Below are 23,897 nucleotides of genomic sequence, written 5' to 3' on the forward strand. Positions count from 1 at the left end.
AGAACCATGCAATTGAAAAAAATGATGGCCGCGATGGTGGCGGTGGGACTGGCTTCTTCGGCCATTGCAGCCGACGAAGCTGAACGTAGGGACGACAAGGGTGAGAAGATCACACGGGTGGAAGTCACGGGTTCCAGCCTGAAGCGCATCAACGCCGAAACGGCCTCGCCGGTGCAGGTGATCGACGCCAAGCAGATAGAGAACATGGGCGCGCGCACCCTGCTGCAGGTGCTGGATAACCTGCCTGCGGCGCGCCCCGCCCAGCAGGACTTCCGCTCCATGTTCACCGGCTCGGACGGCGGCTCGCAGGCCAACCTGCGCGGCCTGGGCGCGCAAGGCACGCTGGTGCTGCTGAACGGCCGCCGGCTGTCCTTCTACGGTGCGCCGGCCGGCTTCCAGACCATGTTCGTCAATATCGACGCCATCCCCGCCGCCGCCATCGAGCGCATGGAGGTGCTGACGGACGGCGCCTCTGCGGTCTACGGCTCGGACGCGGTGGCTGGCGTCATCAACGTCATCACCAAGAAGAACTACCAGGGCCTGGAAGCGCGCGCCAATGCCGACTTCTCGCCCGACGTGAAGTCCTACGGCGAACGCCAGGCCAGCCTGATCTACGGCAAGGGCGACTTGAACACCGACGGCTACAACGTCTACGGCTCGGTGAACGTGTACCAGCGTGACCGCATCTCGCTGGCGGACACCTACCTGAAACGCCCGGACTACTTCTACGTCAACAACCCCACCTTCGTGCCCAACTTCCGCATCGGCACCGGCAGCGAGCCGGGCGTGCTGAATCCCGGCACCTTCTTCGTGTTTGATAAAGCCAACAACAATGCCCGCACCCAGCGCGCGGTCACCGGCTGCACCAACACGCTGACGGAAGCCTCCGGCACGCGCTGCATCTGGAACAACCTGCCCTACGCGCTGGACACCGGCCCCACCTCGGACCGCGCCACCGCCTTCGTCAGCGGCCGCGTGAAGCTGGGTGGCGACCTGGAAGGCTTCGCGGAAGCGGCCTATACCCATATCAAGCTGCGCGGTGAAAACGGCCCGCGCAGCTTCAACAGCGGCAGCACCAACAACTGGTTCGCGCGCAATACCGGCACCAAACTCAATACTTTCGCCTATCCCTATCTGAGCCCGAACAACACCTACCTGCAAGGCAAGCTGGGTGCCGACATGGCCGCCAAGATGGGCGGCGCGGCGGGCCTGAACTACCTGATGCAGGATGCGCCCGGCCACTTCGGCCAGAAGAACGAGGACGACAACTACCGCGCGCTGGCCGGCCTGCGCGGCAGCATCGGCGGCGGCTGGGACTTCGAGACCGCGCTGAGCGTGGCTGGCAGCCACTCCACGCTGTTCCAGACCATCAACGTCAACACCAAGGGCTTTGAAAAAGCCTTCGGTCCGTTCACGAAAGACCCGGCCACCGGCCGCACCTATATCGCGGACAATCCGGCCTACAAGTTCGGCCAGATCAGCGAGGCCAACGCCGCGCTGCTGCGCGAAGCCTATCCCACCTTCGACATCCAGTCCTGGACCAAGCTCATTACCTGGGACGGCAAGGTGGAAGGCACGCTGTTCAAGCTGGGCGAGCGCGAAGTGCGCGCCGCCTTCGGCGCGAGCCTGATGCGCGAGAGCTTCCTCACGCCGGGCAACGCGGATGCGGCCAATGGCCTCATCACGCAGCAAGGCGGCTCCTGGTTCGACGGCGCGCGCACCATCGGCGCGGTGTTCGGCGAGGTAGTGGTGCCGGTGACGGACAAGCTGGAACTGAACGCCGCCGCGCGCCTGGACAAGTACCCGAACTTCTCCGCCAACCTGGCGCCCAAGCTGGGCGTGCAGTGGCGCGCGCGGCCGGAGCTGCTGCTGCGCGGTACGTACTCGGAAGGCTTCCGCGCGCCCAACCTGGCCGAATCCGGCACCGGCGGCGTGTTCGCGCAGGTGGGCGGCATCCGCGACACCGTGCGCTGCGACGAGACCAACGCCATCGCGCGCATGCTGATGAAGTCCGTCACGCCGACCGACGTCGACCTGGGCAAGACCCTGCTGAACTCAAACTGCTCCACCACCGTGGGCGGGCTGACGCCGCCGAACCCGGACCTGCGGCCGGAGAAGGCAAAGATCTCCACCGTGGGCATGGTGCTGCAGCCGGCCAGGGACGTGAGCATTTCCGTGGACTACTGGTTCGTCTACCGCCGCAACGAAATCGTGCGCCAGGACTTCAACGAGCTGTTCACCCAGCTGGTGGAAAAGCACGGCCCGACGCTGGCCGGGACCGACCAGGCCATCCGCAGCGAGCTGACCGACGCCGACCGCGGCAACGTGGCGGCGGTGGCGGCCATGTGCGCCAACCCGGCCAACGCTGCCGCATGCTCGGGTGGCGCGCCGCGCTACTCGGTAGGCAACCTGGGCGGCTTGATCAACTCCTACTCGAACCGTGGCCGCACGCTGATCGACGGCGTGGACATCGACGCGCGCACCCGCTTCTCGCTGGGCGACATGGGCAAGCTTGGCACCGGCATCTCGGCCACCATCCGCAAACGCGAGACCATCAGCAGCGACAACGCGGGCGGCTTCAACGGCAACACCGTCGGCTACTACGATTCGCCGCGTTTCCGCGCCACCGTGAATGCCGACTGGAGCTACCGCAACTTCATCACAAGCGTGTTCGTCAACTACACCGGCCGCACCAAGTGGGCTTATGGTCCATGGGACGAGGACAACGCACCTGGCAAATGCACGGCCGCTTCGGTGGCGCTGCCTGAAACGCTGTGCGACGGCGCGCCGTCGTACACCACGGTGAACCTGGCCCTGAACTGGAAGCCGGTGAAGAACCTGGAGGTGGGCCTGAATATCAAGAACCTGCTGGACAAGAAGCCTTACTACGACCCGAACGGCTGGGAAGGCTACAACCATAGCCAGAACCTGTTCGGCCGCCAGTTCGCCGTTTCGGCCAGCTATAAGTTCTGGTGACCCGCTACAATCGATACTCTACCGAGGTAAAGCACTGATGGATAAACAATTGGATAAGCAATTCAATCGACGACACTTTCTTACCGCCGGCGCCGCGCTGGCGGGCAGCCTGCTGCTGCCGCGCGCCTTCGCTGCGGGCGGCGGCGAGCGCCTGCGCATCGGCATGATAGGCACCGGCATGCGCGGCCAGGTGCTGCTCAAGGAGCTGCTGCGCCGCGACGACGTGGAAGTGGCTGCCCTGTGCGACATCGACCCGGTGATGCTGGGCCGCGCGCTGAAACAGGTTGAAAAGGAAGGCAAGGCCAAACCAGCCACGTTCGGCGAGGACCGCGACCCGCAAGCCTACCGCCGCCTGCTGGACGGCGGCAAAGGCAGCGGCATCGGCAAGCTCGATGGCGTCGTCATCGCCACGCCCTGGGAGTGGCATGCGGAGATGGCCATCGCCGCCATGCAGGCCAAGGTGGCGGTGGGCTGCGAAGTGGTGGCCGGCGTAACCCTGCAGGACCACTGGGACGTGCTGAATACCCAGCTCAAGACCGGCACGCCCTATATGCTGCTGGAGAACGTGTGCTACCGGCGCGACGTGATGGCGGTGCTGCAGATGGTGCGCGCTGGTCTGTTCGGCGAACTGGTGCACCTGCAGGGCGGCTACCAGCACGACCTGCGGGCCGTGAAGTTCAACAGCGGCGATCCGGCCAAGCCTTACGGCAGCGGGCTGGAATACGGCGCCAAGGGCTTCTCGGAGGCGCGCTGGCGCACCGAGCACTCGGTAAAGCGCAACGGCGAGCTGTATCCGAGTCATGGCATCGGGCCGTGCGCGATGTACACCAACATCAACCGTGGCAACCGCTTCACGCGCATCAATGCCTTCGCCACCAAGGCGCGCGGGTTGCATGATTACATCGTCAAGCAGCCGGGCGGCGCGCAGCATCCGAGCGCGAAGACGCAGTTCAAGCTGGGCGACGTGGTGACCACCACGCTGGCTTGCGAGAACGGCGAGACGATATTGCTGCAGCACGATACGTCGCTGCCGCGCCCTTATTCGCTGGGCTTCCGGGTGCAGGGGACGGACGGGCTGTGGATGGATGTGAACCGGTCCATTCATATCGAGGGCAAGAGCAAGCCGCACCAGTGGGAGGACTTCCAGGCTTACCAGGAGAAGTACGACCATCCGCTGTGGCGCCAGTATGCGTCGCGCGCGGAAGGGGCGGGGCACGGGGGCATGGATTTCTTTGTTATCCATGCTTTCGTTGAGGCGCTGAAGGCGCAGGCGCCGATGCCGATCGATATTTACGACGCGGTGGCGTGGAGCGCCATTACGCCGCTGTCGGAGATGTCCATTGCGCAGAATTTCCAGACGCTGGATTTCCCAGACTTTACCAATGGGTTGTGGAAGACGCGCAAGCCGGTTTTTGCGCTGTAGGGGCGGCTTTGGCGGGTTACGGCGTTCCGCCTAACCCGCCCTACGGGGGGCGGCGGCTTTTGATTTTGTAGTCGCCGGCGCTACTATGTAGTCGGCATTCCATGCCTATCATGCGCCGGGGATGGGGCTGCTGCTCTAGACTATTGGCATGAGCCGACGTGTTGACGGAATGATAGCTGAAAGGGTCTCTGTTGCCTTGTTGACGCGGGCCGCCTTTGGTGCCGGCACCGCGCTCAATTATGCCGAGCTGTCCGGCATTCCGAAACGCCTGATCTGCGAGATCATGGCGCGCCCCATCGCGCAGGTACGCAGCTATACCACCTTGCTGGAACCGGACGCGGACCGCCGCGCCGTGGCGCGCGAAGCGCCGGACCTGGGACCGGAATTGGGGCCCGACCTGGAGCCTGGCCCGGCCTAGGGCCGCAGCACCACCTTGCGGCAATTGTCTTCCTTCTTGTCGAACATGCGGTATCCCTCGGGCGCCTGCTCCAGCTGCATGCGGTGCGAGATGATCACCTCCGGGTGCAGCTTGCCTTCGTCGATGAAGCGCAGCAGCTCGGGCATGTGCTTTTGCACGTGGGTCTGGCCTGCGCGCACGCCGATGCCTTTTTCGAAGATGTCGCCGAACAGGAAGCCGTGGATGAAGCCCGAGTACAGGCCCGGCGCGCTGACCGTGCCGCCGCGCCGCACCGCCGCGATGCACTGGCGCAGCGCGCTGCCGCTGCTGCCTTCCAGTTTCAGGCTGGTGAGCGCGGTTTCCAGCGCGCTGCCCTTGGCCTCGAAGCCGACCGCGTCGATCACCGCATCCACGCCCCGGAAGCTGGTCGCTTCGATGATGGTTTCGGCCGCGTCCACCTCGTCGAAATTGAGGGGAATCACGCCGTAGGTGGCGCGCGCGAATTCCAGGCGGTAGGGGTGGTGGTCCACCATGAAGATGCGCTCGGCGCCCAGCATGCGCGCGCAGGCCGCTGCCATCTGGCCGACCGGGCCGGCGCCGAAGATGGCCACCGAGGAGCCGGCCGTGACGCCGGCGTTCAGCACTGCCTGGTAGCCCGTGGGCAAGATGTCGCTCAGGAACAGCACTTTCTCGTCAGCCAGGGTATCCGGGATCTTGATGGGGCCGACGTTGGCCTTGGGCACGCGCACATACTCGGCCTGGCCGCCGGGCACGCCGCCGTACAGGTGGCTGAAGCCGAACAGCGCGGCGCCGGGCCGCAAGTCTTTCTTGTTCATGATGGCGCCGCGGTCGGGGTTGGTGGTCTCGCAGGCGGAATACAGATGCCTGTCGCAGAAGAAGCAGCTGCCGCAGGCAATCACGAACGGCACGACTACGCGGTCGCCCTTGCGCAGCTGGGTTACGCCGGGGCCGGCGTCCACCACGACACCCATGAATTCATGCCCCATGATGTCGCCTTCTTTCATACCGGGAACCTTGCCACGGTACAAGTGCAGGTCGGAACCGCAGATGGCGGTGGCGGTGATCTTGAGGATGATGTCGTCCGCTTCCTGGATGATGGGGTCGGGAACGGTGTCGACTTTGACGTCGTGGGCGGAGTGGTAGACGAGCGCGCGCATGGATGCCTCCTGTGCAGGTTAGGCATTCAGCTTAGTGCCGGCGGGGGCGGCACGGCAGGGTAAATACTCTGAATAAGAAGTAGGCGCAGTCCTACATTGCGCCTGTCCGCGCGCCTATGCAGGCGCCAGGATGGCGGGTCTACCATGGCTTTACCTTGCCGTATGGCCAGGCGAGGCACCCATAACATCATCAAGGAGATGACCATGGCTAGCAATCAAAGCGATATCAACAAAGACCGCGACCTGAACCAGGGCAGCCGCCAAGGCGGCCAGCAGGGGGGCAAGCAAAGCGATCTGCAGGACCAGCAGAACCAGCAGAGCGGCAGCCGCCCAGGGCAGAGCCAGCAAAGCGGCCCAAAGGGTACTACGCAGGGTGGTCAGGTTGATGACCAGGAAATGAACCGCGAAACCGGCAGCGGCGGCGGCAGCAAGAGCCGCTAGGTTGGCCGCGTTTGGCGGGTTACGCGCCTGCGGCGCTAACCCGCCCTACGGGAGCCGTCGAGGTGGTCTTAGGGCGGGTTAGCGCACGCCAGCGCGCGTAACCCGCCGCATATCAATAACTCGTAATCGGCGCCGGCTGGCCATTTTTAAACGTGAAAATGGTCACCGGCGATTCCTTCATATCTCCCTTGGCGTCGAACGCGTAGGTGCCCGCCACGCCCTTGTAGGCGGTGGACGAGATCACTGCGCCCACCTTGGCCGGATCGAGGGAATTGGCCTTCTGCATCGCTTGCGCGTACATCATGGTGGCGTCGTAGTAGGACGCGGCGTAGACGTCCGCGTCGCGGTTGTAGCGTTTCTTGAACGCGGCCTTGAACTGCGGGCCGCTGGCGGCCTTGTCCAGGATCGCGCCGCCCTGCGAGCACAGGACATTGTCCGCCACCGCGTCGCCGCCCAGCTTGCCCATTTCCGCGGTGCAGATGGTGTCGCCGCCCAGCAGCTTGGCGTTGATGCCCAGCTGCTTCATCTGGCGCGCCATCGGTGCGCCCTGCGGCGCGTAGCCGCCAAAGAAGATCGCTTCCACCTTCTTGGCTTTGAGCTTGGTGAGGATGGACGTGAAGTCGAAGGCCTTGTCGGTGGTGAACTCGTGGCCGGCCACGGTCATGCCGGAGGCCTTGGCCTGCTTCTTGAATTCTTCAGCCACGCCCTGGCCGAACGCCGTGCGGTCGTCGATCACGGCCACGGTCTTCAATTTCAGTTCCTGCGCGGCGTACATGGCCATTTTCGAGCCGAGCTGGGTGTCGCTGGCGTTCACGCGGTACAGGCCCTTGTAGCCCTGCTGCGTGATTTTCGGATTGGTGGCAACGGTGGCGAAGATCACGCCGGCATCGTTGTAGGCGCGCGAGGCGGGGATGGCGACGCCGGAGTTATAGGGGCCGACCACGTATTTGATGCCGCCGTCGATGAACTTCTGCGCCACCTGCACGCCGGCTTTCGGGTCGCCCTGGTCATCCTCGGACTGCAGTTCGAATTTGATCTTTTTGCCGGCCACGGTAATCGGCTTGGCGTTCAGTTCTTCCACCGCCAGGCGGGCACCGTTCTCGTTGTCCTTGCCGGAAAAGGCCTGCGGGCCGGACAGGGGGCCGCTGTGGCCGATTTTCACGATGGTGTCCTGTGCCGCTGCGCTGCCCATGGCGCTGATGGCGCCCAGCAGGGCGAGTAAGCCCGTGCTCAGTTTCAAATTCATTGCGTCTCCTTGTGGTCGATATGCGGGTGCATTATCGCCAAGTGGCGGGGGCAGGGCAACCGAAAACTTGTGGGAGCGCTCACTAGCAGGCGGCGCGTGCGCTAGCGCTGCGCCACCCTGCGCTGGCGCGCCAGCGCGCTGTTGATGCGGTCGATCAGGCCATCGTCGTGGCTGCGGGCGATGGCAAAGTGCATGCCGTTTTCCACTTGCAGGGGCTTGGGCAGTACGGTCAGGCGCACGCCGGGCGGCAGGGACAGGTCTTTCAGGTGGGGCTGGATCAGCTGGTCGAGCGCCGCTTCGATTTCGGCCGGGCTGTCGCCCGAGGGCTGGTACAGCAGCAGGGCGTCCACCCGCTTGAGCAGCAGGCGCTGGAGGCGGGTTGCGCGCGAGGCGATGTCTTCGTCCACCCGGAACAGTTTGTTGCGGCCGAGTTCAAAATCGTCGCCGTAGGTGTAGCCGCGCACCGCGCCGATGGTTTTGCCGCGCAGGTCGTCGATGGTGCGGAAGGTGAAGCTGGCGTCGCTGCGGGTGACCAGCCAGAGGGTGTTGCTGGAGGCGGGGTCGGAGTAGCGCAGCGCGCGCAGGCGGTCGGCGGTTTTCGGCAGGCCGAAAATCAGGCCACCGCCCTCGCGCGCACGGCGTTCGGCGCGCGGCCAGGGGTAGGCCTTGATATCAAACGTGACGTTCAGTTCCTGTTCCAGGTAGGTGAACAGTTTGCGGCGCCAGGGCTTGGGCTGCTGCTGCCTGCCGCTGGCGTCCAGGGTATCGCCGAGCAGCAGGGTGAGCGTCTGCGGCGCGGGACGCGCAGCCGGATCGGCCATGGCCTCCGGGGCGAGCATGGCGCAAGCGAGCAGGGGACCTGTTCGCAGGAAGTTGCGCTTGCTGGGGTTCGGCATGCGGGTGCTCGTGTGGTTCTGGACGACTGATTATTGCAGAAATCAGCCGCCGCGTGCGGGCGCGGCGGGCTGGCGTGCCGCTCATCGCTGCGTCCTGGCGGTGTCGCCGCCGCTGCTGTCCACTGGCTGGGCGGGCGTGACGGCGGTGACCGGCGTTACCGGGCGGATGCGATCGGCGGCGGGCGGCTGGCCGGCGGGACGGGCGCCGGCGGCGGCAGCGATGTTGGCGGAGTTATAGGCGGCGATGGCGGCGGCCAGTGCGGGGTCGGCGGCGTTGGGGGGCGGCTGGCGGTTGGCTTCGCGCGCGGCGTCGGCGCGCTGGGCTTCGGCGGCCTGCACGGCGGCTTGGGCGGCGGCGTCGGCCGCGTCGGCGGCGGCTGCGGCGTCGGCGGCCGACGCGGCGGCAGCGGCGGCGGTGCCGGACAGGGTGCTGGCCGAGGCGACGGCGGCGTTGCGCGCGGCTTGCTGTTCGGCGGCGACGCGCTGTTCGGCGGCCAGGCGCTGGTCTGCTACCTGGCGCTGGTCGGCGATGCGCTGGTCTGCAACGCGCTGGCTGTCCGCCAGCCGCAGGTCGGCGGCACGCTGCTCGGCGGCGCGCTGGGCGGCTGGGGTGTTTAGGTTGTTGGGGTCGTCGGGGTTGTTGGCTTGCCGGGCGGCGCGCAGTTGCTGCTGGCGGTCGGCTTCGCGCTGGGCGTCAATGCGCTGGGTTTCCGTGCGCTGGTCTTGGGCGCGCTGGGTTTCCATGCGCTGGGCATCAATGCGCTGGGCCGCCTCCTGCTGCTCGGCGGCACGCAACTCGGCGGCACGCTGGCCGGTCGACCGTTCAGCGGTCACGCGCAGGTCCGCAGTGCGCTGGGCGGCCAGACGCAGGTCGGCCGCGCGCTGCTCGGCAAGCCGCAACTCGTCCACCTGCCGGTCAGCCAGGCGCTGCTCGGTGGCCTGCTCGTCGGCCCGTTGGCCAGCAAGGCGCTGCTCGGCGGTTCGCTGCGCGATGAGGCGCTGGTCAGCGGTGCGCTGCTCGGTGACGCGCTGCTCGTCGGCCTGCTGGTCGGCCAGGCGCTGCTCGGCGGTTCGCTGCGCGGTGAGGCGCTGGTCAGCGGTGCGCTGCTCGGTGACGCGCTGCTCGTCGGCTTGCTGGTCGGCCAGGCGCTGCTCGGCAGTACGCTGGGCCGTGAGGCGCTGGTCGGCGGTGCGCTGTTCGGCGACGCGCTGCTCGTCGGCTTGCTGGTCGGCAAGGCGCTGCTCGGCGGTTCGCTGCGCGGTGAGGCGCTGATCAGCGATGCGCTGTTCGTTGATGCGCTGGTCGTCGGCCTGCTGGTCGGCCAGGCGCTGCTCGGCGGTTCGCTGGGCTGTGAGGCGCTGATCTGCGGTGCGTTGCTCGGTGACGCGCTGTTCGTCGGCCTGCTGGTCGGCCAGGCGCTGCTCGGCGGTACGCTGGGCTGTGAGGCGCTGATCTGCGGTGCGCTGCTCGGTGACGCGCTGCTCGTCGGCCTGCTGGTCGGCCAGGCGCTGCTCGGCGGTTCGCTGCGCGGTGAGCCGCTGGTCAGCGGTGCGCTGCTCGTTGATGCGCTGCTCGTCGGCCTGTTGGTCGGCCAGGCGTTGCTCGGCGGTTCGCTGGGCGGTGAGGCGCTGGTCAGCGGCGCGCTGCTCGGTGATGCGTTGGTCGTCGGCCTGCTGGTCGGCGAGGCGCTGGTCGGCCAGGCGCTGCTCGGCAGTGGTTTGGGTCACCCGGGCTTCGAGCGCCTGGCGGGTGGCGAGGGCGTCGGCTTGCTGGCGCTGGACCTCGATGCGTTCGTTCTCCAGCCGGTCGGCCAGGATGGCCTGGGCAGTCGCGTCCTGGCGCTGGGCGGCCAGGCGCTCATTCTCCAGCCGGTCCGCCAGCGCCGTGGCCGCGAGGTCCTGCTCGCGCGTGCTGTTGAGCTGGCGTTCCTCTGCCGCACGGTTGGCCGCAAGGCGTTCGGCCTGCGTCTCTGCCAGCACATTGTCCGCCTGCTCGGCGAGCGCCTGGCGCGCCACGTCAAGCTGCTGCTGGCGCAGGATGTCGGCCTGCGTCAGCGCGGGCGCACTTTCAATGATGGCGTTGCGCAGCGCCTGGTCGGACAGCTGGAGCTGCGAGGCCGTGGTTTCCTCCTGCAGCGCCTCCGGCAAGACCTCTTCCAGCGGCGTATTGGCGCTGACCTGGCGCGCAAGGGCGTTGCCCAGGGTGCTGAACTCGTCGGTGGTTCGCGTCAGCAGGTCCAGCGTGCCCTCGCGGTCGATCTGGAACGCCGCCTCCAGCAGGCGCGGATTCAGGTTCAGTATGTCGCTGGCCGATTCCGGCGCCAGCGGGTCCAGCGTCAGGCCGATGTCCGCCAGCGTGCGCGCGGCCAGCTGCGACGCCGGCAGCCCGGCCGCGCCCTGCTGGCGCAGCGTGTCGGCCAGCCGCTCGGCGAGCGTGCGGCTGCCGTCGTCGCTGGTCAGCAGCGGGGTGAGGTCGGCGGAGGCCGGCGGCAGCTGGTTGAAGGACTGCCGCAGCGCGTCCGCCGCGCTGTTCAGCAGCTGCAGCTGGGTCTCGCCCGGCGCCGGCGTATCCGGCGCGCCTTGCAGCTCCTGCAGCTGCCTGCGCGTGAGCGCCACCGTGGACAGGAACTGCGCCAGATCGGAAAACTCGACAGTGGCCGCTGCGCTCAGCACGGCCGGCGCCACGGCTGCGGCTTCGCCGGCCGCCGGCGCACCGATGGGCTGGACGGGCGGAATGGCTGCGGCATCGGCCGCATTGGAGATCGGAGGCAGCATGGCATCACCTTGCGGACAGTTGGTCCCGCGAGAATGCGCCCTTGCGCCGCCCCCGTCTGTGGGCTGGCGAACACAAGGGCGGCTTGCCTCAGCTCACCATCAGTTTCACCGATTTCAACTCCACGCTGTTCGGCCCCGCGTGGATGGTGAACGAGCCCGGTTCCACCACGCGCTTCATGTCGGTATTGAAGAACCACAGGTCGGACGGCTTGATGTCGAAGGTGAGCGTGCGCGATTCGCCCGGCGCCAGGGTCACGCGCTGGAAGGCCTTGAGCTCCAGCACGGGACGGGTGACGGAACTGACGTCGTCGCGGATGTAGATCTGCACCACCTCGTCGCCCAGCAGCGCGCCGGTGTTGCGCACGTCCACCGTCACCTGGGTGGACTCGCCCACGCGGATGGCGGCCTTGGCCAGGCGCGGCTCCGAGATCGCAAACGTGGTGTAGCTCAGGCCAAAACCGAACGGATACAGCGGCTTGGTCGAACCGTCGATATAGCCGCGCCGCGCGGAAGGCTTGTGGTTGTAGAAGATGGGCAGCTGGCCCACGCTGCGCGCAATCGACACCGGCAGCTTGCCGCCCGGCGTGGCACGCCCGAACAGCAGGTCCGCCGCCGCGTGGCCGGTTTCCTGGCCCAGATACCAGCCCTCGATCAGCGCCGGCGCGCGCTCGGCCAGCAGGTTCACCGACAGCGGGCGTCCGTTCAGCAGGAACACCACGGTGGGCTTGCCGAGGTCGAAGACGGCTTTCGCCAGCTCGTTCTGCATGCCCAGCATGTCCAGCGTTTCGCGGTCGCCCAGGTGGGTGTCGGCCCACGCTTCGCGGCTGGTCTGCTCGTTGTCGCCCAGGACCATGATGATGGTGTCGGCCGTCTTCGCCGCTTCCAGCGCGTCCGCGATTAGCCTGGCGTTCTTCTCTTTCGGCGTGAAGACGATTTCGTCCGCGCCCCACACGCGGCTCTCGGTGATGCGCACGCCCTCCGACCAGGCCAGCTCGAAACCGTGCTTCTCGCTCTCCGCCTTCAAGCCCTCGTAGATGGACACCACGTGGCGCGGCACGTCCGAGTAACCGCCGATGGGCGTGTCCTTGGCGTGGGTGCCCAGCAGCAGTACCTTGCCCACCTTTTTCGGGTCCAGCGGCAGGATGCCCTTGTCGTTCTTCAGGAGCACGGCCGAGCGGCACGCGGCCTCGCGCGCCAGCGCCACGGCGTCCGGCGTGGCGGTCAGCCTGTCGGCGGCATCCGCGTCCACATAGGGCTGCTCGAACAGGCCGGCCTGGAACTTCAACGTCAGGATGCGCGCCACCATGGCGTCGATCTCGGCCACCGACACGCGCTTTTCCTTCACCAGCGCGGCCAGTTCCTTGTAGCCGAAGCCGTCCGGCGTTTCAATGTCCACCCCGGCCTTGACCGCGCGCAGCGCCGCCTCCTTCGCGTTGGCCGCCAGCTTGTGGCGCGTGATCAGCTCCTTGATGCCGAAGTAGTCCGACACCATCAGCCCCTTGAAGCCCCACTCCTCGCGCGTGACTTTGTGCAGCAGCCAGCGGTTGGCGTGCGAAGGCACGCCGCCGATCTCGTTATACGAAGGCATGATGGCGGCCACATTGGTCTCCTTCACGATCTTCTCGAACGGTGGGAAGAACTCCTCGCGCAGGGTGCGTTCGGTCACTTCGGCCGGGCCGATGTTGGTGCCGCTTTCCGGCTGGCCGTGGCCAGTCATGTGCTTGAGGGTGGTGTAGACCTTGTCCCTGGCCAGCTGCTTGCTCTCGCCCTGGAAACCCAGCACGGCAGCCTTGCCGATTTCGCCGGCCAGGTGAGGGTCTTCGCCGTAGGTTTCCTCGATACGGCCCCAGCGCGGTTCGCGCGCCACGTCCACCACCGGCGCCAGCGCAAAGTTCGAGCCGCGCGCGCGCATCTCGCGCGCCGCTACGGCGTAGACCTTGCGCACCATGTCCGGGTCGAAGGACGACGCCAGCGCAATCGACTGCGGGAAGCTGGTGGCGTCGCGCGCGGCGTAGCCGTGCAGCGCTTCCTCGTGCGTGAACATGGGGATGCCGAGGCGGGTCTGTTCCATGGCCCACTTTTGGGCCGCGTTCACATAGCTTGCCGTTTCCAGCGCGTTGCGGTTCACGCGGCGGCCGCTGTCGCCGGCCGCGCCGCCGGGAGCGGCCTGGCCCTGGCGGTCCGACGGGCGGCCCAGCATGCCGATGCCGTGCGGGTGCAGCTGGCTGGCCTTCTCGGGCGAGAAGTTGCCGGCCGCGTCTTCGATCTTTTTCTTGTCCTGCCAGACGCACTGCATCTGCTCGATCTTCTCTTCCAGCGTCATGCGGCCCAGCAGGTCCTGCACGCGCCTGGCCACCGGCGCGGACGGGTTTTTGTAGAGTGGCGTTGCGGCGGCGGCGAGGGCCATGGGCGCCTGAAAGGCGGCCAGGCCCGCCAGGCTTCCTGCGGTGGACAGGAATTGCCTGCGGTTTTTGCTCATTGCGTTGTCTCCGTTGTGTTTATTCTTATCGCTTGGCCGAGCGCGTGCTTACGTCGATCCACACGGCCAGCGTGAGGATGAAGCCCTTGACGATCATCTGCCAGTAGGTGTCCACGTCCAGCATGGACATGCCGTTATCCAGGCTGGCCATCACCAGCGCGCCGATCAGCGCGCCGTACACGGTGCCGGAGCCGCCGCGCATGGAGGTGCCGCCGATGAAGCACGCCGCGATCGCATCCAGCTCGCCCGCGGTGCCGGCCGATGGCGAGCCCGCCGCCAGGCGCGCGGTGTTGATCACGCCGGCCAGGGCGCACATCAGGCCCATAATGCCGAAGATCCATAGCTTCACGGCTTTCACGTTGATGCCGGACAGGCGCGTCGCCTCCATATTGCTGCCCACCGCGTAGACGCGGCGGCCGAACACGGTCTGCGTGGTCATGTAGGTGAAGATGCCCAGCAGCGCGAGCAGGAGCAGCACCGGCAGCGGAATACCTTCATAGGAATTGAGCGTGACCACGAAGGCCGCCACGATGGCGCCGATGGCGATCACCTTGGCCGCGTCGCGCCACATCGGCGCCGCTTCCAGGCCGTGTTCCGCGCGGCTGCGGCGCTGCTGCCAGGTGAGCGCCACGGCGATGGCGAACAGCGCCACGCCGAGCAGGATGCCGAGCTGCGGCGGCAGGTAGCCCTGGCCGAGGTAGACCAGGTCGTCCGATACCGGCGCCACGGTGGTACCGCCGGTCACGCCCAGTACGATGCCGCGGTAGGCCAGCATGCCGCCCAGGCCGACAATGAAGGAGGGGATGCTCAGGTAGGCGGTGAGGTAGCCGTTGAACAGGCCGACCAGCAGGCCGAACGCCAGCACCAGCATCAGGTTGAGGGGCAGGGACAGGTGGTGCGTGACGTCCAGCACGGCGGCCACGCCGCCCAGGAGGCCAAGCAGCGAGCCCACCGAGAGGTCGATTTCGCCGGCGATGATCACCAGCGACATGCCGCAGGCGACGATGCCGGTAATGGCCATCTGGCGCATCAGGTTGGAGAGGTTGCGCGGCGAGATGAAGCCGCCGTCGGTCTTCATGCTGAAGAAGCCCCAGATCAGCGCGATGGCGATCAGCAGGGCCAGCATTTTGTATTGCGTGAATAGTTTTTTGATGTTCATGGTTGTCTCTTGTTTTCTTGGCGGACCTGGCTTGGCGGGTTACGCGCTGCGCGCTAACCCGCCCTACGGGTAGCGGATGGGTTTCACGTAGGGCGGGTTAGGCGGAGCCGTAACCCGCCATGCCCGCTAGGCCTGATCCAGCGCCGCAGCCAGCACGGTTTCCTGGCTCAGGTTGTCGTTGTCGAAATTCCCGCGCAGCTGGCCTTCGCCTATCACCAGCACGCGGTCGGAGATGCCCAGCACTTCGGCCAGCTCGGACGACACCATGATGATGGACATGCCCTGCGCGGCCAGGTCGAACATCAGCTGGTAGATCTCGAACTTGGCGCCCACGTCCACGCCGCGCGTGGGCTCGTCCAAAATCAGGATCTTCGGCTTGGTGAGCAGCATCTTGGACAGTACGGCCTTCTGCTGGTTGCCGCCGGAGAGCCCGGTGATCGGCAGGAAGGGACTGGCGGTCTTGAGCTTCACGCTGGCGATTTCGCTGCGGATGGTCTTCAGCTCCGCTTCCTGGTCGATGCGCGTGGCGCGCGCGTACTGGCCCAGCACCGACAGCGTGATGTTCTGCCCCACGCTCAAATCGGGCACGATGCCGTGCTGCTTGCGGTCTTCCGGCACCATGGCCAGGCGGGCCCTGATCGCCTTTTGCGGCGTGCTGGTGTCGAGCTTCCGGCCGTCGAGCCACACTTCGCCTTCGTGCGCGCCGGGGTAGGCGCCGAAGATGGACGACACCAGTTCGGTGCGCCCCGCGCCCACCAGCCCCGCGATGCCGAGGATTTCTCCCTTGCGCAGCGTGAAGGAGATGTTGTCCACCCGCTTGCGCGCCGGGTTGTCGGCGTCGTAGCAGCTGATGTTGCGCGCCTCGAACACCACTTCGCCCGGCGCATGCTTGCGCTGCGGGTAGAGCTGGTTCATTTCGCGCCCCACCATCTGCGCGATGATGCGGTCCACGTTCATCTCGCTCATCGGCGTGGTGGCGATGTGCTGGCCGTCGCGAATCACCACGATGGTGTCGCAGATCGCTTCCACTTCGTCCAGCTTGTGCGAGATGTAGACGCAGGTCACGCCCTCCGCCTTGAGCCGGCGGATGATGGTGAGCAGCACCTGGATTTCGGACGCCGTCAGCGACGAGGACGGCTCGTCCAGGATCAGCAGCTGCGCGCGCTTGTTGAGTGCCTTGGCGATCTCGATCAGCTGCTGGTGGCCGCCGCCGTAGTTCTTCACCGGCTCCACCACGTTCACGTCTCGGATGTTGAGCCAGGTGAGGATCTCGGCCGCGCGGCGGTTCATGGCCGCATAGTCCATGCGCCCGCCGGGCAGGGTGATCTCGTTGCCGAGGAAGATATTCTCCGCCACCGACAATTCCGGCACCAGCATCAGTTCCTGGTGGATGATGACGATGCCGGCATCCTCCGTGTCGCGGATGGACTGGGCGCGCAGCGGCTCGCCCTTCCACAGGATCTCGCCGTCCCAGGTGCCGTGCGGGTAGACCCCGGACAGCACCTTCATCAAGGTGGACTTGCCGGCGCCGTTCTCGCCGCACAGGCCGATGCATTCACCGGCCTTCATCTTGATGTCGATTCCGTTAAGCGCTTTCACACCGTCGAACTGCTTGACGATGCCTCTCATTTCCAAAAGATAGTCGGCCATGCTGGGTCGCCGCCGGTCAGTTGGTGGACAGTTGGGCCTTGGTGTAGAAGCCGTCGTCAACCAGCACGTTGACGTTGGCCTTGGTCAGCGGGATAGGCTTGAGCAGGATGGTGTCCACCTTCTTCATGCCGTTTTCGTACACCGCGTTGTAGGCCGGCTTCTCGTTGCGCACCAGCTGCACGGCCAGCTTGGCTGCTTCGGAGGCGATCAGCTTGAGCGGCTTGTAGACCGTCATGGCCTGGGTGCCGGAGATCACGCGCTTGACGGCCGCCAGGTCGGCGTCCTGGCCGGACACCGGCACTTTGCCGCCCAGCTTCTGCGCGGTCAGCGCCTGGATGGCGCCGCCGGCGGTGCCGTCGTTGGAGGCCACGATGGCGTCGATCTTGTTGCCGTTGGCGGTCAGCGCGTTTTCCACGATGGTCATCGCTTCGGCCGCGCTCCAGTCCTTCACCCACTGCTTGCCGACGATCTTGATGTCGCCCTTGTCCACCAGCGGCTGCAGCACTTTCATCTGGCCTTCGCGCAGCATCTTGGCGTTGTTGTCGGTGGGCGCGCCGCCCAGCAGGTAGTAGTTGCCCTTCGGTTTGAGCTTGGTCACGGCGTCGGCCTGCAGCTCGCCGACTTTCACGTTGTCGAAGGAGATGTAGGCGTCGATGTCGGAGTTCAGGATCAGGCGGTCGTAGGAAACCACTTTGATCTTGGCCTTCTTGGCCTCGCGGATGGCGTTGTTGAGCACCGTGGCGTTGTAGGGGACGATGACCAGCACGTCCACGCCGCGCGAGATCAGGTTTTCGATCTGGGCGATCTGGCGCTGCTCGCTGGCGTCGGCCGACTGGACGAACACCTTGGCGCCCAGCTTTTCGGCTTCGGCGTTGAAGAAGTCGCGGTCGCGGGTCCAGCGCTCCACGCGCAGGTCGTCGATCGAGAAGCCGATTTTCGGGTTCTTGGCGTCGGCGTGCGCGAAGCCGCTGGACAGGGCCATGACTGCGCCCGCGATTGCTGCTACTGCTTTCAGTTTGGTGTTCATCTAAGGTCTCCTAAGGTAGGTTATGCGCTTGGCGGGTTACGCGGGCCTTGCCCGCTAACCCGCCCTACGTCTATTTTTTTACATCGGTACATCGGTGCATCGGTGCATCGTAGGGCGGGTTAGCGCCGCCAGGCGCGTAACCCGCCGGAGCCGCCTAGTGGTTATGGCGCGGCATGGTGTCCGCTACGCCACGGTACTTCACCGCCAGCTCCATGCAGGCGCCGTCGTGCATCTGGCCCACCGTGGAGCGGTACAGTTCCTGCCACGGCGTCTGGCTTGGCGGCACCGCCGGTATGCCTTCCGCCTTGCGCGCCGCCAGCACTTCTTCCGTGATGAGCATATCGCAGCTGCCGGTGTTCAGGTCGATGCGGATGGTGTCTCCGGTGCGCACATAGGCCAGTCCGCCGCCCACCGCGCTTTCCGGCGACGCGTTCAAAATGGACGGGCTGTCCGAGGTGCCGGACTGGCGGCCGTCGCCCAGGGTCGGCAGGTTCAGGATGCCGCGTTTGATCAGCGCATCCGGCGGTTGCATGTTCACCACCTCGGCCGAACCGGGCCAGCCCACCGGGCCGGCGCCGCGTATCACCAGGATGCAGTTCTCGTCGATGTTGAGCGACGGGTCGTTGATGCGGTTGTGGTAGTCGGTGGAACCGTCGAACACCACGGCGCGGCACTCGAACACGTTCTCCGCGCCGGCGCGTTCCAGGTAGCGGGCGCGGAAGTCCGGCGAGATCACGCAGGTCTTCATGATGGCGAAGTCGAACAGGTTGCCCTTCAGGACAAAGAAGCCGGCCTTGGTTTTCAGCGGCTGGTCGAACGGCGTGATCATTTCGCGGTCGTTCGATTCCCGGCCCTGCAGGTTCTCCGCCATGGTCTTGCCGGTGACGGTGGGCCGCTGCGAGCGCAGCTTGCCCTTCTGTTCCAGCTCCCACATGATGGCGGGCACGCCGCCGGCGCGGTGGAAACGCTCGCCCAGGTATTTGCCGGACGGCTGCATGTTCAGCAGCAGCGGCACGTCGTGGCCGTATTCCATCCAGTCCGATTCGCGCAGCTCCACGCCGGCATGGCGCGCCATGGCGACAATGTGCTGCTGCGCATTGGTGGAGCCGCCGATGGCGGCGTTGACCACGATGGCGTCCAGGAAGGCTTCGCGCGACAGGATGCTGGAAGGGCGGATGTCCTGCTTGGCCAGCTCCACGATGCGGCGCCCGGTTTCATAGGCCATCTGGCCGCGCTCGCGGTACGGCGCCGGAATGGCCGAGCAGCCGGTGAGCGACATGCCCAGCGCTTCGGCGATGGCGTTCATGGTGGAGGCGGTGCCCATGGTGTTGCAGTGGCCCGCCGACGGCGCGGACGCGGCGCCGATCTGCAGGAATTTTTCGTTGTCGATCTCGCCCGCAGCCAGGCGGCGGCGCGCTTTCCAGATGGCCGAGCCCGAGCCTACCAGCTCGCCGTCCAGCCAGCCGTCCAGCATCGGCCCGCCCGACAGCACGATGGCGGGGATGTCCACCGTGGCGGCGGCCATGATCTGGGCCGGGGTGGTCTTGTCGCAGCCGGTGGTGAGCACCACCGCGTCGATCGGGTAGCCGTGCAGGATCTCCACCAGGCCCATATAGGCCAGGTTGCGGTCGATGGCGGCGGTGGGGCGGCGGCAGTTTTCAAAGATCGGGTGCAGCGGAAATTCCATGGCGATGCCGCCCGCGTCGCGGATGCCGTCGCGCACGCGCTTGGCCAGTTCCAGGTGGATGCGGTTGCACGGGCTGATGTCGCTGCCCGACTGCGCGATGCCGATGATCGGACGGCCGCTGCGCAGTTCTTCCGGCGTGATGCCGTAGTTCATGAAGCGCTCCAGGTACAGCGCGGTCATGTCGATATGGTCTGGATTGTCGAACCAGTCTTGCGAGCGATAGCGGCGGGTCATGTTACAGGTTTCCTTTGTATTGATGTTGCTGCTGTCCCGGGGTCTCCACACGGAACGAGAATACACCGCCGGCCAGCGGATGGGCGGCGCGCGCCGCGTCCGTCATGCCTTTCCAGGCGGTGGTGGCAAACACGGTGCGCAGGTCCGCGCCGCCGAATGCCACCTTGGTGATGTTGGGGCAGGGGAAGGCGACGGTATCGATCACCTCGCCCTGCGGGGAGTAGCGGTCCACGCGCGCGCCGCCGAACATGGCGACCCACACGCAGCCTTCGGCGTCCACCACCGAGCCGTCCGGATGGCCGGGGGCGGCCGTGCGCACGAATTCGCGCTTGTTGGACAGGCTGCCGTCCGGCGCGGCGTCGTAGGCATACACCACTTTGGCCAGCGTGTCGGTGTGGTAGAAGGTGCGGCCGTCCGGGCTGTGGCACGGGCCGTTGGTGATGATGATGCCGTCGTCCTTCTTTTGCAGCGCGCCATCGGCGGACAGGCGGTACAGCGCGCCGGTGGGCGCGCTTTCGCCGTTGTCCATGGAGCCGAACCACAGTGCGCCGTGGCTGTCCACGTAGCCGTCGTTCAGGCGGTTGCCGGGGATGTCCGCTTCCAGCTCCAGCAGCGGAGCGAATTCACCGGTCTCCGGTGAAAAGCGCAGCAGCTTGCCGGGCAGGCCGCAGACCAGGCCACCGTCCGCCATCGGCAACGCAAAGCCGGTTTCGGCCGGCATGACCCAGCTTTGCTGCGCGCTGCCGTCTTCGGCGCAGCGGTGCAGGCGCTGACCCTTGATGTCCACCAGGTACAGCGCCGCTTCGGCGGCGTGCCAGAACGGACCTTCGCCGAGCTTGGCGCCCAGCTCCCAGATGCAGCCTGGCTGCGTGGTGGCCATCACTGCGTTCATGCGCCGTACCAGCCTGCGTCGACGAAGTAATCGCGGCCGGAGCAGCGGGCAGCGTTGTCGGAGGCCAGGAACAGGGCCAGCGCGGCCACGTCCTCGGTTTCCACGCGCTCGTGCAGGCACTGCGCCGCCAGGATGGCAGCTTCGTCTTCGGCCGAATGCCACAGCGCCATCTGGCGCGGGGTCTTCACCGAGCCGGGGATGATGGTGTTGACGCGGATGCCGTCCGGGCCCAGGTCGCGGGCCAGGCCGCGCGTCAGGCCTTCAATGGCGGCCTTGGCCGTCATGTACAGCGACAGCTGCGGCAGCGCCAGGTGCCAGGAGATGGAGCCGAAGTTCAGGATCACGCCGCCGCCCTTGGCTTTCATGCCGGGCGCCACGGCCTGCGCGCAGAAGAACTGGTGGCGCAGGTTCACGGCCAGGCTGTCGTCCCAGTACTTGCCGGTCACGTCCTTGACCTGGTGGCGGTTGTCGTTGGCCGCGTTATTGAGCAGCACGTCCACCTTGCCGAAATCGATCTGGATGGCGGCGAAGGCATTGCCCAGCGCGTCCAGGTCGGTCAGGTCGCAGCGGATGAAGCGCGGCGGGCGCTTGCAGCCGGCCAGCGATTGTTCCAGTTCGCGCGAGGCTTCCTCGGCGATATCGAGGAACACCACCTGCGCGCCCTGCTTGGCGAAGGCGTCCACCATGGCGGCGCCGATGCCGGTGCCGCCGCCGGTGATGACCACCAGCTTCTCGGCCAGGTCGTGGTAGGTGGCGTACACCATGGGTTTGCGTTCAGTTGTTACAGGCGCCACCATCTTATTTCGCTCCATTCGGGTTGTTCAGCAGGCCGCGTGCGGCCAGGTTGTTGTAAAGGGCGCGTACGCCAAAGGTCCAGGGGGTGATCTCGTTGCTGCGGTGGACGTGGTTGATCAGCGCGCCCAGTGCCGGGCTGGTGATGGTCACGCGGTCGCCCATGTGGTGGGTGAAGCCGGCGCCCGCTTCGCCGCGGTCCTTGATCGGCGAGAACATGGTGCCGAGGAAGAGCATGAAGCCGTCCGGATACTGGTGGTGCGCGCCGCTGGTCTGCGACACCAGGTCCAGCGGGTCGCGGCTGATTTCGCGCATGAAGCTGGCGCCGTCCAGGCGGAAGCCGTCTTCCGCGCCTTCGATCACCATGCGCAGTTCGGCGTTGCGTACCGTGTCCATGGTGAAGCCGCCGTCGAACAGGCGGATGAAGGGGCCGATGGCGCAGGAGGCGTTGTTGTCCTTGGCTTTACCCAGCAGCAGGGCGCTGCGGCCCTCGATGTCGCGCAAGTTCACGTCGTTGCCCAGCGTGGCGCCCACCACTTCGCGCCGGCTGTTCACGGCCAGTACGATCTCCGGCTCCGGGTTGTTCCACTTCGATTCAGGGTGCAGGCCGACGTCCGCGCCGAAGCCGACCGCCGACATGGGCTGCGACTTGGAAAACACTTCCGCGTACGGGCCGATGCCCACTTCCATGTATTGCGACCAGGCGCCGCGCGCGATGAATTGCTGCTTCAGCTTTTCCGCTTCCGGCGAACCGGGCTTGATGCTGGACAGGTCGGCGCCGATGGATTCCAGCAGCGAGGCGCGCAGCGCGTCGGCGCGGCTCTTGTCGCCGCCGGCCTGTTCTTCGATCACGCGTTCCAGCAGGCTCACGGCGAAGGTGACGCCGCAGGCTTTCAGGGCCTGCAGGTCGCACGGGGCCAGCAGCTGCGGCACTTCCGCGTCCGAGTGGACCGCCAGCGCGCTGTCGACCAGGCGCTGCACGGGGCCCAGCGATTCGCCCTGCGCGCTGCGCGCAAAGGCAGCCAGGTCGCTGCGCTCGAACAGGTCGGACACGGTGGGCGCATGCGCCGTGATGTCGAACACTTCGCCATTGCGCACCACCACCACGCTGGGGCCGTTGATCGCACCGCCGCGCCATACGCGGCCAACCAGCAGGGCATGTTCCAGGTCGGCAGGCAGCGTCTGGGTAACTTGAGCAAAAGTCATTGTCTCTATCCTTTAATTGTTTTAGTCGCGGCCCAGGCTGGGGAGCTTGGGCGAATAGGTCCAGCCGGGCACCAGGTAGCGCATGGCCATGGCGTCGTCGCGCGCGCCGGTCGCTACCTTGTTGTACAGCGCATTCGCGGCCATGATGCGGTCCATGTCCGGTTCGATGCCCAGGCCTGGCGCTTGTGGCACCTGTACTTCGCCGCCGGCGATCTGCAGCGGGTTGCGGGTCAGGCGCTCCTGGCCTTCCTGCCAGATCCAGTGCGTGTCGATGGCGGTGATGCGGCCCGGCGCGGCAGCTGCGGCATGGGTGAACATGGCCAGCGACACGTCGAAGTGGTTGTTCGAATGCGAACCCCAGGTCAGGCCCCAGTCGTGGCACAGCTGCGCCAGGCGCACGGAACCCTGCATGGTCCAGAAGTGCGGATCGGCCAGCGGAATGTCCACCGCGCCCAGCAGGTGCGAGTGGGCCATCTGGCGCCAGTCGGTGGCGATCATATTGGTGGCGGTCTGGATGCCGGTGGCGCGGCGGAACTCGGCCATGATCTCGCGGCCGGAATAGCCGTTCTCCGGGCCGCAAGGGTCTTCCGCGTAAGCCAGGATATGGCCCTGGCCTTTGCACAGGGCGATGGATTCGTCCAGCGACCAGGCGCCGTTCGGGTCCAGCGTCACGCGCGACTCGGGGAAGCGCTTCTTGATTGCGGCGACCGCTTCCATCTCCTCGGCGCCGCGCATCACGCCGCCTTTCAGCTTGAAGTCGCGGAAGCCGTACTTCTCCACCGTGGCTGCGGCCTGGTCGGCGATGGCTTCCGCCGTCAGCGCTTCCTGGTGGCGCATGTGATACCAGCTGCTGTCCGAGCCGGCGCCGCTGCGCTCCAGGTAGGGCAGGTCGGTGCGGCGGCGGTCGCCGATGTAGAACAGGTAGGCCAGCATGGGCACGCTGTCGCGTTGCTGGCCAGCGCCCAGCAGTTCGCACACCGGTACGCCGAGGTGCTGGCCGGCCAGGTCCAGCAGCGCCGCTTCAATCGCGGTGACCACGTTTTCCAGGCGCAGGTTGATTTCGTGCGGCTGCTTGAGCACTGCGGCTTCGGCGGCCGAAGTGACCTGGTGCTGGTGGCCGCCGCCCTTGCCGGCGATGGACTGGCGCACCGCGTTCAGCGTGCGGTTGTAGCGCCCGATCTCGGTGCCTACCACCAGCGGGACGGCTTTCTCCAGCGCCTGCAGGATGCCGGCGCCGCCCGGCACCTCGCCCATGCCGGTGTGGCCCGAGCTGTCTTTCAGCAGCACCAGGGTGCGGGTGAAGAAGGGCGCGTGCGCGCCGCACAGGTTGAGCAGCATGCTGTCGTAGCCTGCCACCGGGATCACCTGCATTTCAGTGATCCTGGGGCTGCGCGAAATTTGATTTGTTGCGTGTACCATCGCTTTGTCCTAAAATGAAT

17 protein-coding genes are annotated in these 23,897 nt (G+C 66.5%); 4 read left to right on the forward strand and 13 right to left on the reverse strand.

The window, feature by feature from the left end:
- Positions 1–6: 6 nt before the first annotated feature.
- From ASC94_RS08915 to ASC94_RS08925, 3 genes are all read left to right on the forward strand, one after another.
- Entirely contained in the window at positions 7–2,976 is a 2,970-nt protein-coding gene (locus ASC94_RS08915; RefSeq protein WP_157201358.1) for a TonB-dependent siderophore receptor, read from the forward strand.
- Between the two features lie 49 nt (positions 2,977–3,025).
- Positions 3,026–4,399, forward strand: a complete 1,374-nt coding sequence (locus ASC94_RS08920) for a Gfo/Idh/MocA family protein (RefSeq protein ID WP_200955618.1) — start codon at positions 3,026–3,028, stop codon at positions 4,397–4,399.
- A 169-nt stretch (positions 4,400–4,568) separates the two neighbouring features.
- On the forward strand, positions 4,569–4,817 hold the full coding sequence (locus ASC94_RS08925; protein WP_157201359.1) for a hypothetical protein: 249 nt from the start codon (positions 4,569–4,571) through the stop codon (positions 4,815–4,817).
- Here ASC94_RS08925 and ASC94_RS08930 read toward each other — a convergent pair.
- Complete coding sequence (locus ASC94_RS08930) at positions 4,814–5,974, reverse strand: zinc-dependent alcohol dehydrogenase (protein WP_056393481.1); 1,161 nt, start codon at positions 5,972–5,974, stop codon at positions 4,814–4,816. The genes ASC94_RS08925 and ASC94_RS08930 overlap by 4 nt on opposite strands.
- A gap of 204 nt (positions 5,975–6,178) precedes the next feature.
- On the opposite strand from ASC94_RS08930, the gene ASC94_RS08935 reads away from it, so the two are divergent.
- Positions 6,179–6,415 carry a hypothetical protein gene (locus tag ASC94_RS08935; protein ID WP_157201360.1) on the forward strand — a complete coding sequence of 79 codons (237 nt, stop codon included), beginning with the start codon at positions 6,179–6,181 and terminating at the stop codon, positions 6,413–6,415.
- 112 nt (positions 6,416–6,527) lie between these two features.
- On the opposite strand, the gene ASC94_RS08940 is transcribed toward ASC94_RS08935, so the two are convergent.
- The 12 genes from ASC94_RS08940 to ASC94_RS08995 form a co-directional block, all read right to left on the reverse strand.
- Complete coding sequence (locus tag ASC94_RS08940) at positions 6,528–7,661, reverse strand: branched-chain amino acid ABC transporter substrate-binding protein (protein ID WP_056393484.1); 1,134 nt, start codon at positions 7,659–7,661, stop codon at positions 6,528–6,530.
- Positions 7,662–7,762: 101 nt separating this feature from the next.
- Entirely contained in the window at positions 7,763–8,557 is a 795-nt protein-coding gene (locus ASC94_RS08945) for an ABC transporter substrate-binding protein (RefSeq protein WP_056393486.1), read from the reverse strand.
- A gap of 81 nt (positions 8,558–8,638) precedes the next feature.
- Complete coding sequence (locus tag ASC94_RS08950; RefSeq protein ID WP_056393488.1) at positions 8,639–11,332, reverse strand: hypothetical protein; 2,694 nt, start codon at positions 11,330–11,332, stop codon at positions 8,639–8,641.
- Between the two features lie 88 nt (positions 11,333–11,420).
- Entirely contained in the window at positions 11,421–13,811 is a 2,391-nt protein-coding gene (locus ASC94_RS08955; RefSeq protein WP_056393490.1) for a glycoside hydrolase family 3 N-terminal domain-containing protein, read from the reverse strand.
- A 25-nt stretch (positions 13,812–13,836) separates the two neighbouring features.
- Entirely contained in the window at positions 13,837–14,970 is a 1,134-nt protein-coding gene (locus ASC94_RS08960) for a sugar ABC transporter permease (RefSeq protein WP_056393492.1), read from the reverse strand.
- A 126-nt stretch (positions 14,971–15,096) separates the two neighbouring features.
- Positions 15,097–16,620 carry a D-xylose ABC transporter ATP-binding protein gene (xylG, locus tag ASC94_RS08965; RefSeq protein WP_056393494.1) on the reverse strand — a complete coding sequence of 508 codons (1,524 nt, stop codon included), beginning with the start codon at positions 16,618–16,620 and terminating at the stop codon, positions 15,097–15,099.
- 16 nt (positions 16,621–16,636) lie between these two features.
- A complete protein-coding gene (gene xylF, locus ASC94_RS08970) occupies positions 16,637–17,647 on the reverse strand; it encodes a D-xylose ABC transporter substrate-binding protein (protein WP_056393497.1) in 1,011 nt (336 codons plus the stop codon).
- A gap of 154 nt (positions 17,648–17,801) precedes the next feature.
- Positions 17,802–19,568 carry an IlvD/Edd family dehydratase gene (locus ASC94_RS08975; protein ID WP_056393499.1) on the reverse strand — a complete coding sequence of 589 codons (1,767 nt, stop codon included), beginning with the start codon at positions 19,566–19,568 and terminating at the stop codon, positions 17,802–17,804.
- A gap of 1 nt (position 19,569) precedes the next feature.
- Positions 19,570–20,460, reverse strand: coding sequence for an SMP-30/gluconolactonase/LRE family protein (locus tag ASC94_RS08980; RefSeq protein ID WP_229417218.1), 891 nt, complete (start codon positions 20,458–20,460; stop codon positions 19,570–19,572).
- On the reverse strand, positions 20,457–21,224 hold the full coding sequence (locus ASC94_RS08985; protein ID WP_056393502.1) for an SDR family NAD(P)-dependent oxidoreductase: 768 nt from the start codon (positions 21,222–21,224) through the stop codon (positions 20,457–20,459). Before ASC94_RS08985 ends, ASC94_RS08980 begins: the two co-directional genes overlap by 4 nt.
- A gap of 34 nt (positions 21,225–21,258) precedes the next feature.
- Complete coding sequence (locus ASC94_RS08990; RefSeq protein WP_056393504.1) at positions 21,259–22,458, reverse strand: fumarylacetoacetate hydrolase family protein; 1,200 nt, start codon at positions 22,456–22,458, stop codon at positions 21,259–21,261.
- Between the two features lie 21 nt (positions 22,459–22,479).
- Positions 22,480–23,877: an enolase C-terminal domain-like protein gene (locus ASC94_RS08995; RefSeq protein WP_056393506.1), complete on the reverse strand. Its 1,398-nt coding sequence runs from the start codon at positions 23,875–23,877 to the stop codon at positions 22,480–22,482.
- Positions 23,878–23,897 lie beyond the last annotated feature (20 nt).

The sequence above is a fragment of the Massilia sp. Root418 genome, from assembly GCF_001425265.1.
Lineage (GTDB): Bacteria > Pseudomonadota > Gammaproteobacteria > Burkholderiales > Burkholderiaceae_D > Rugamonas.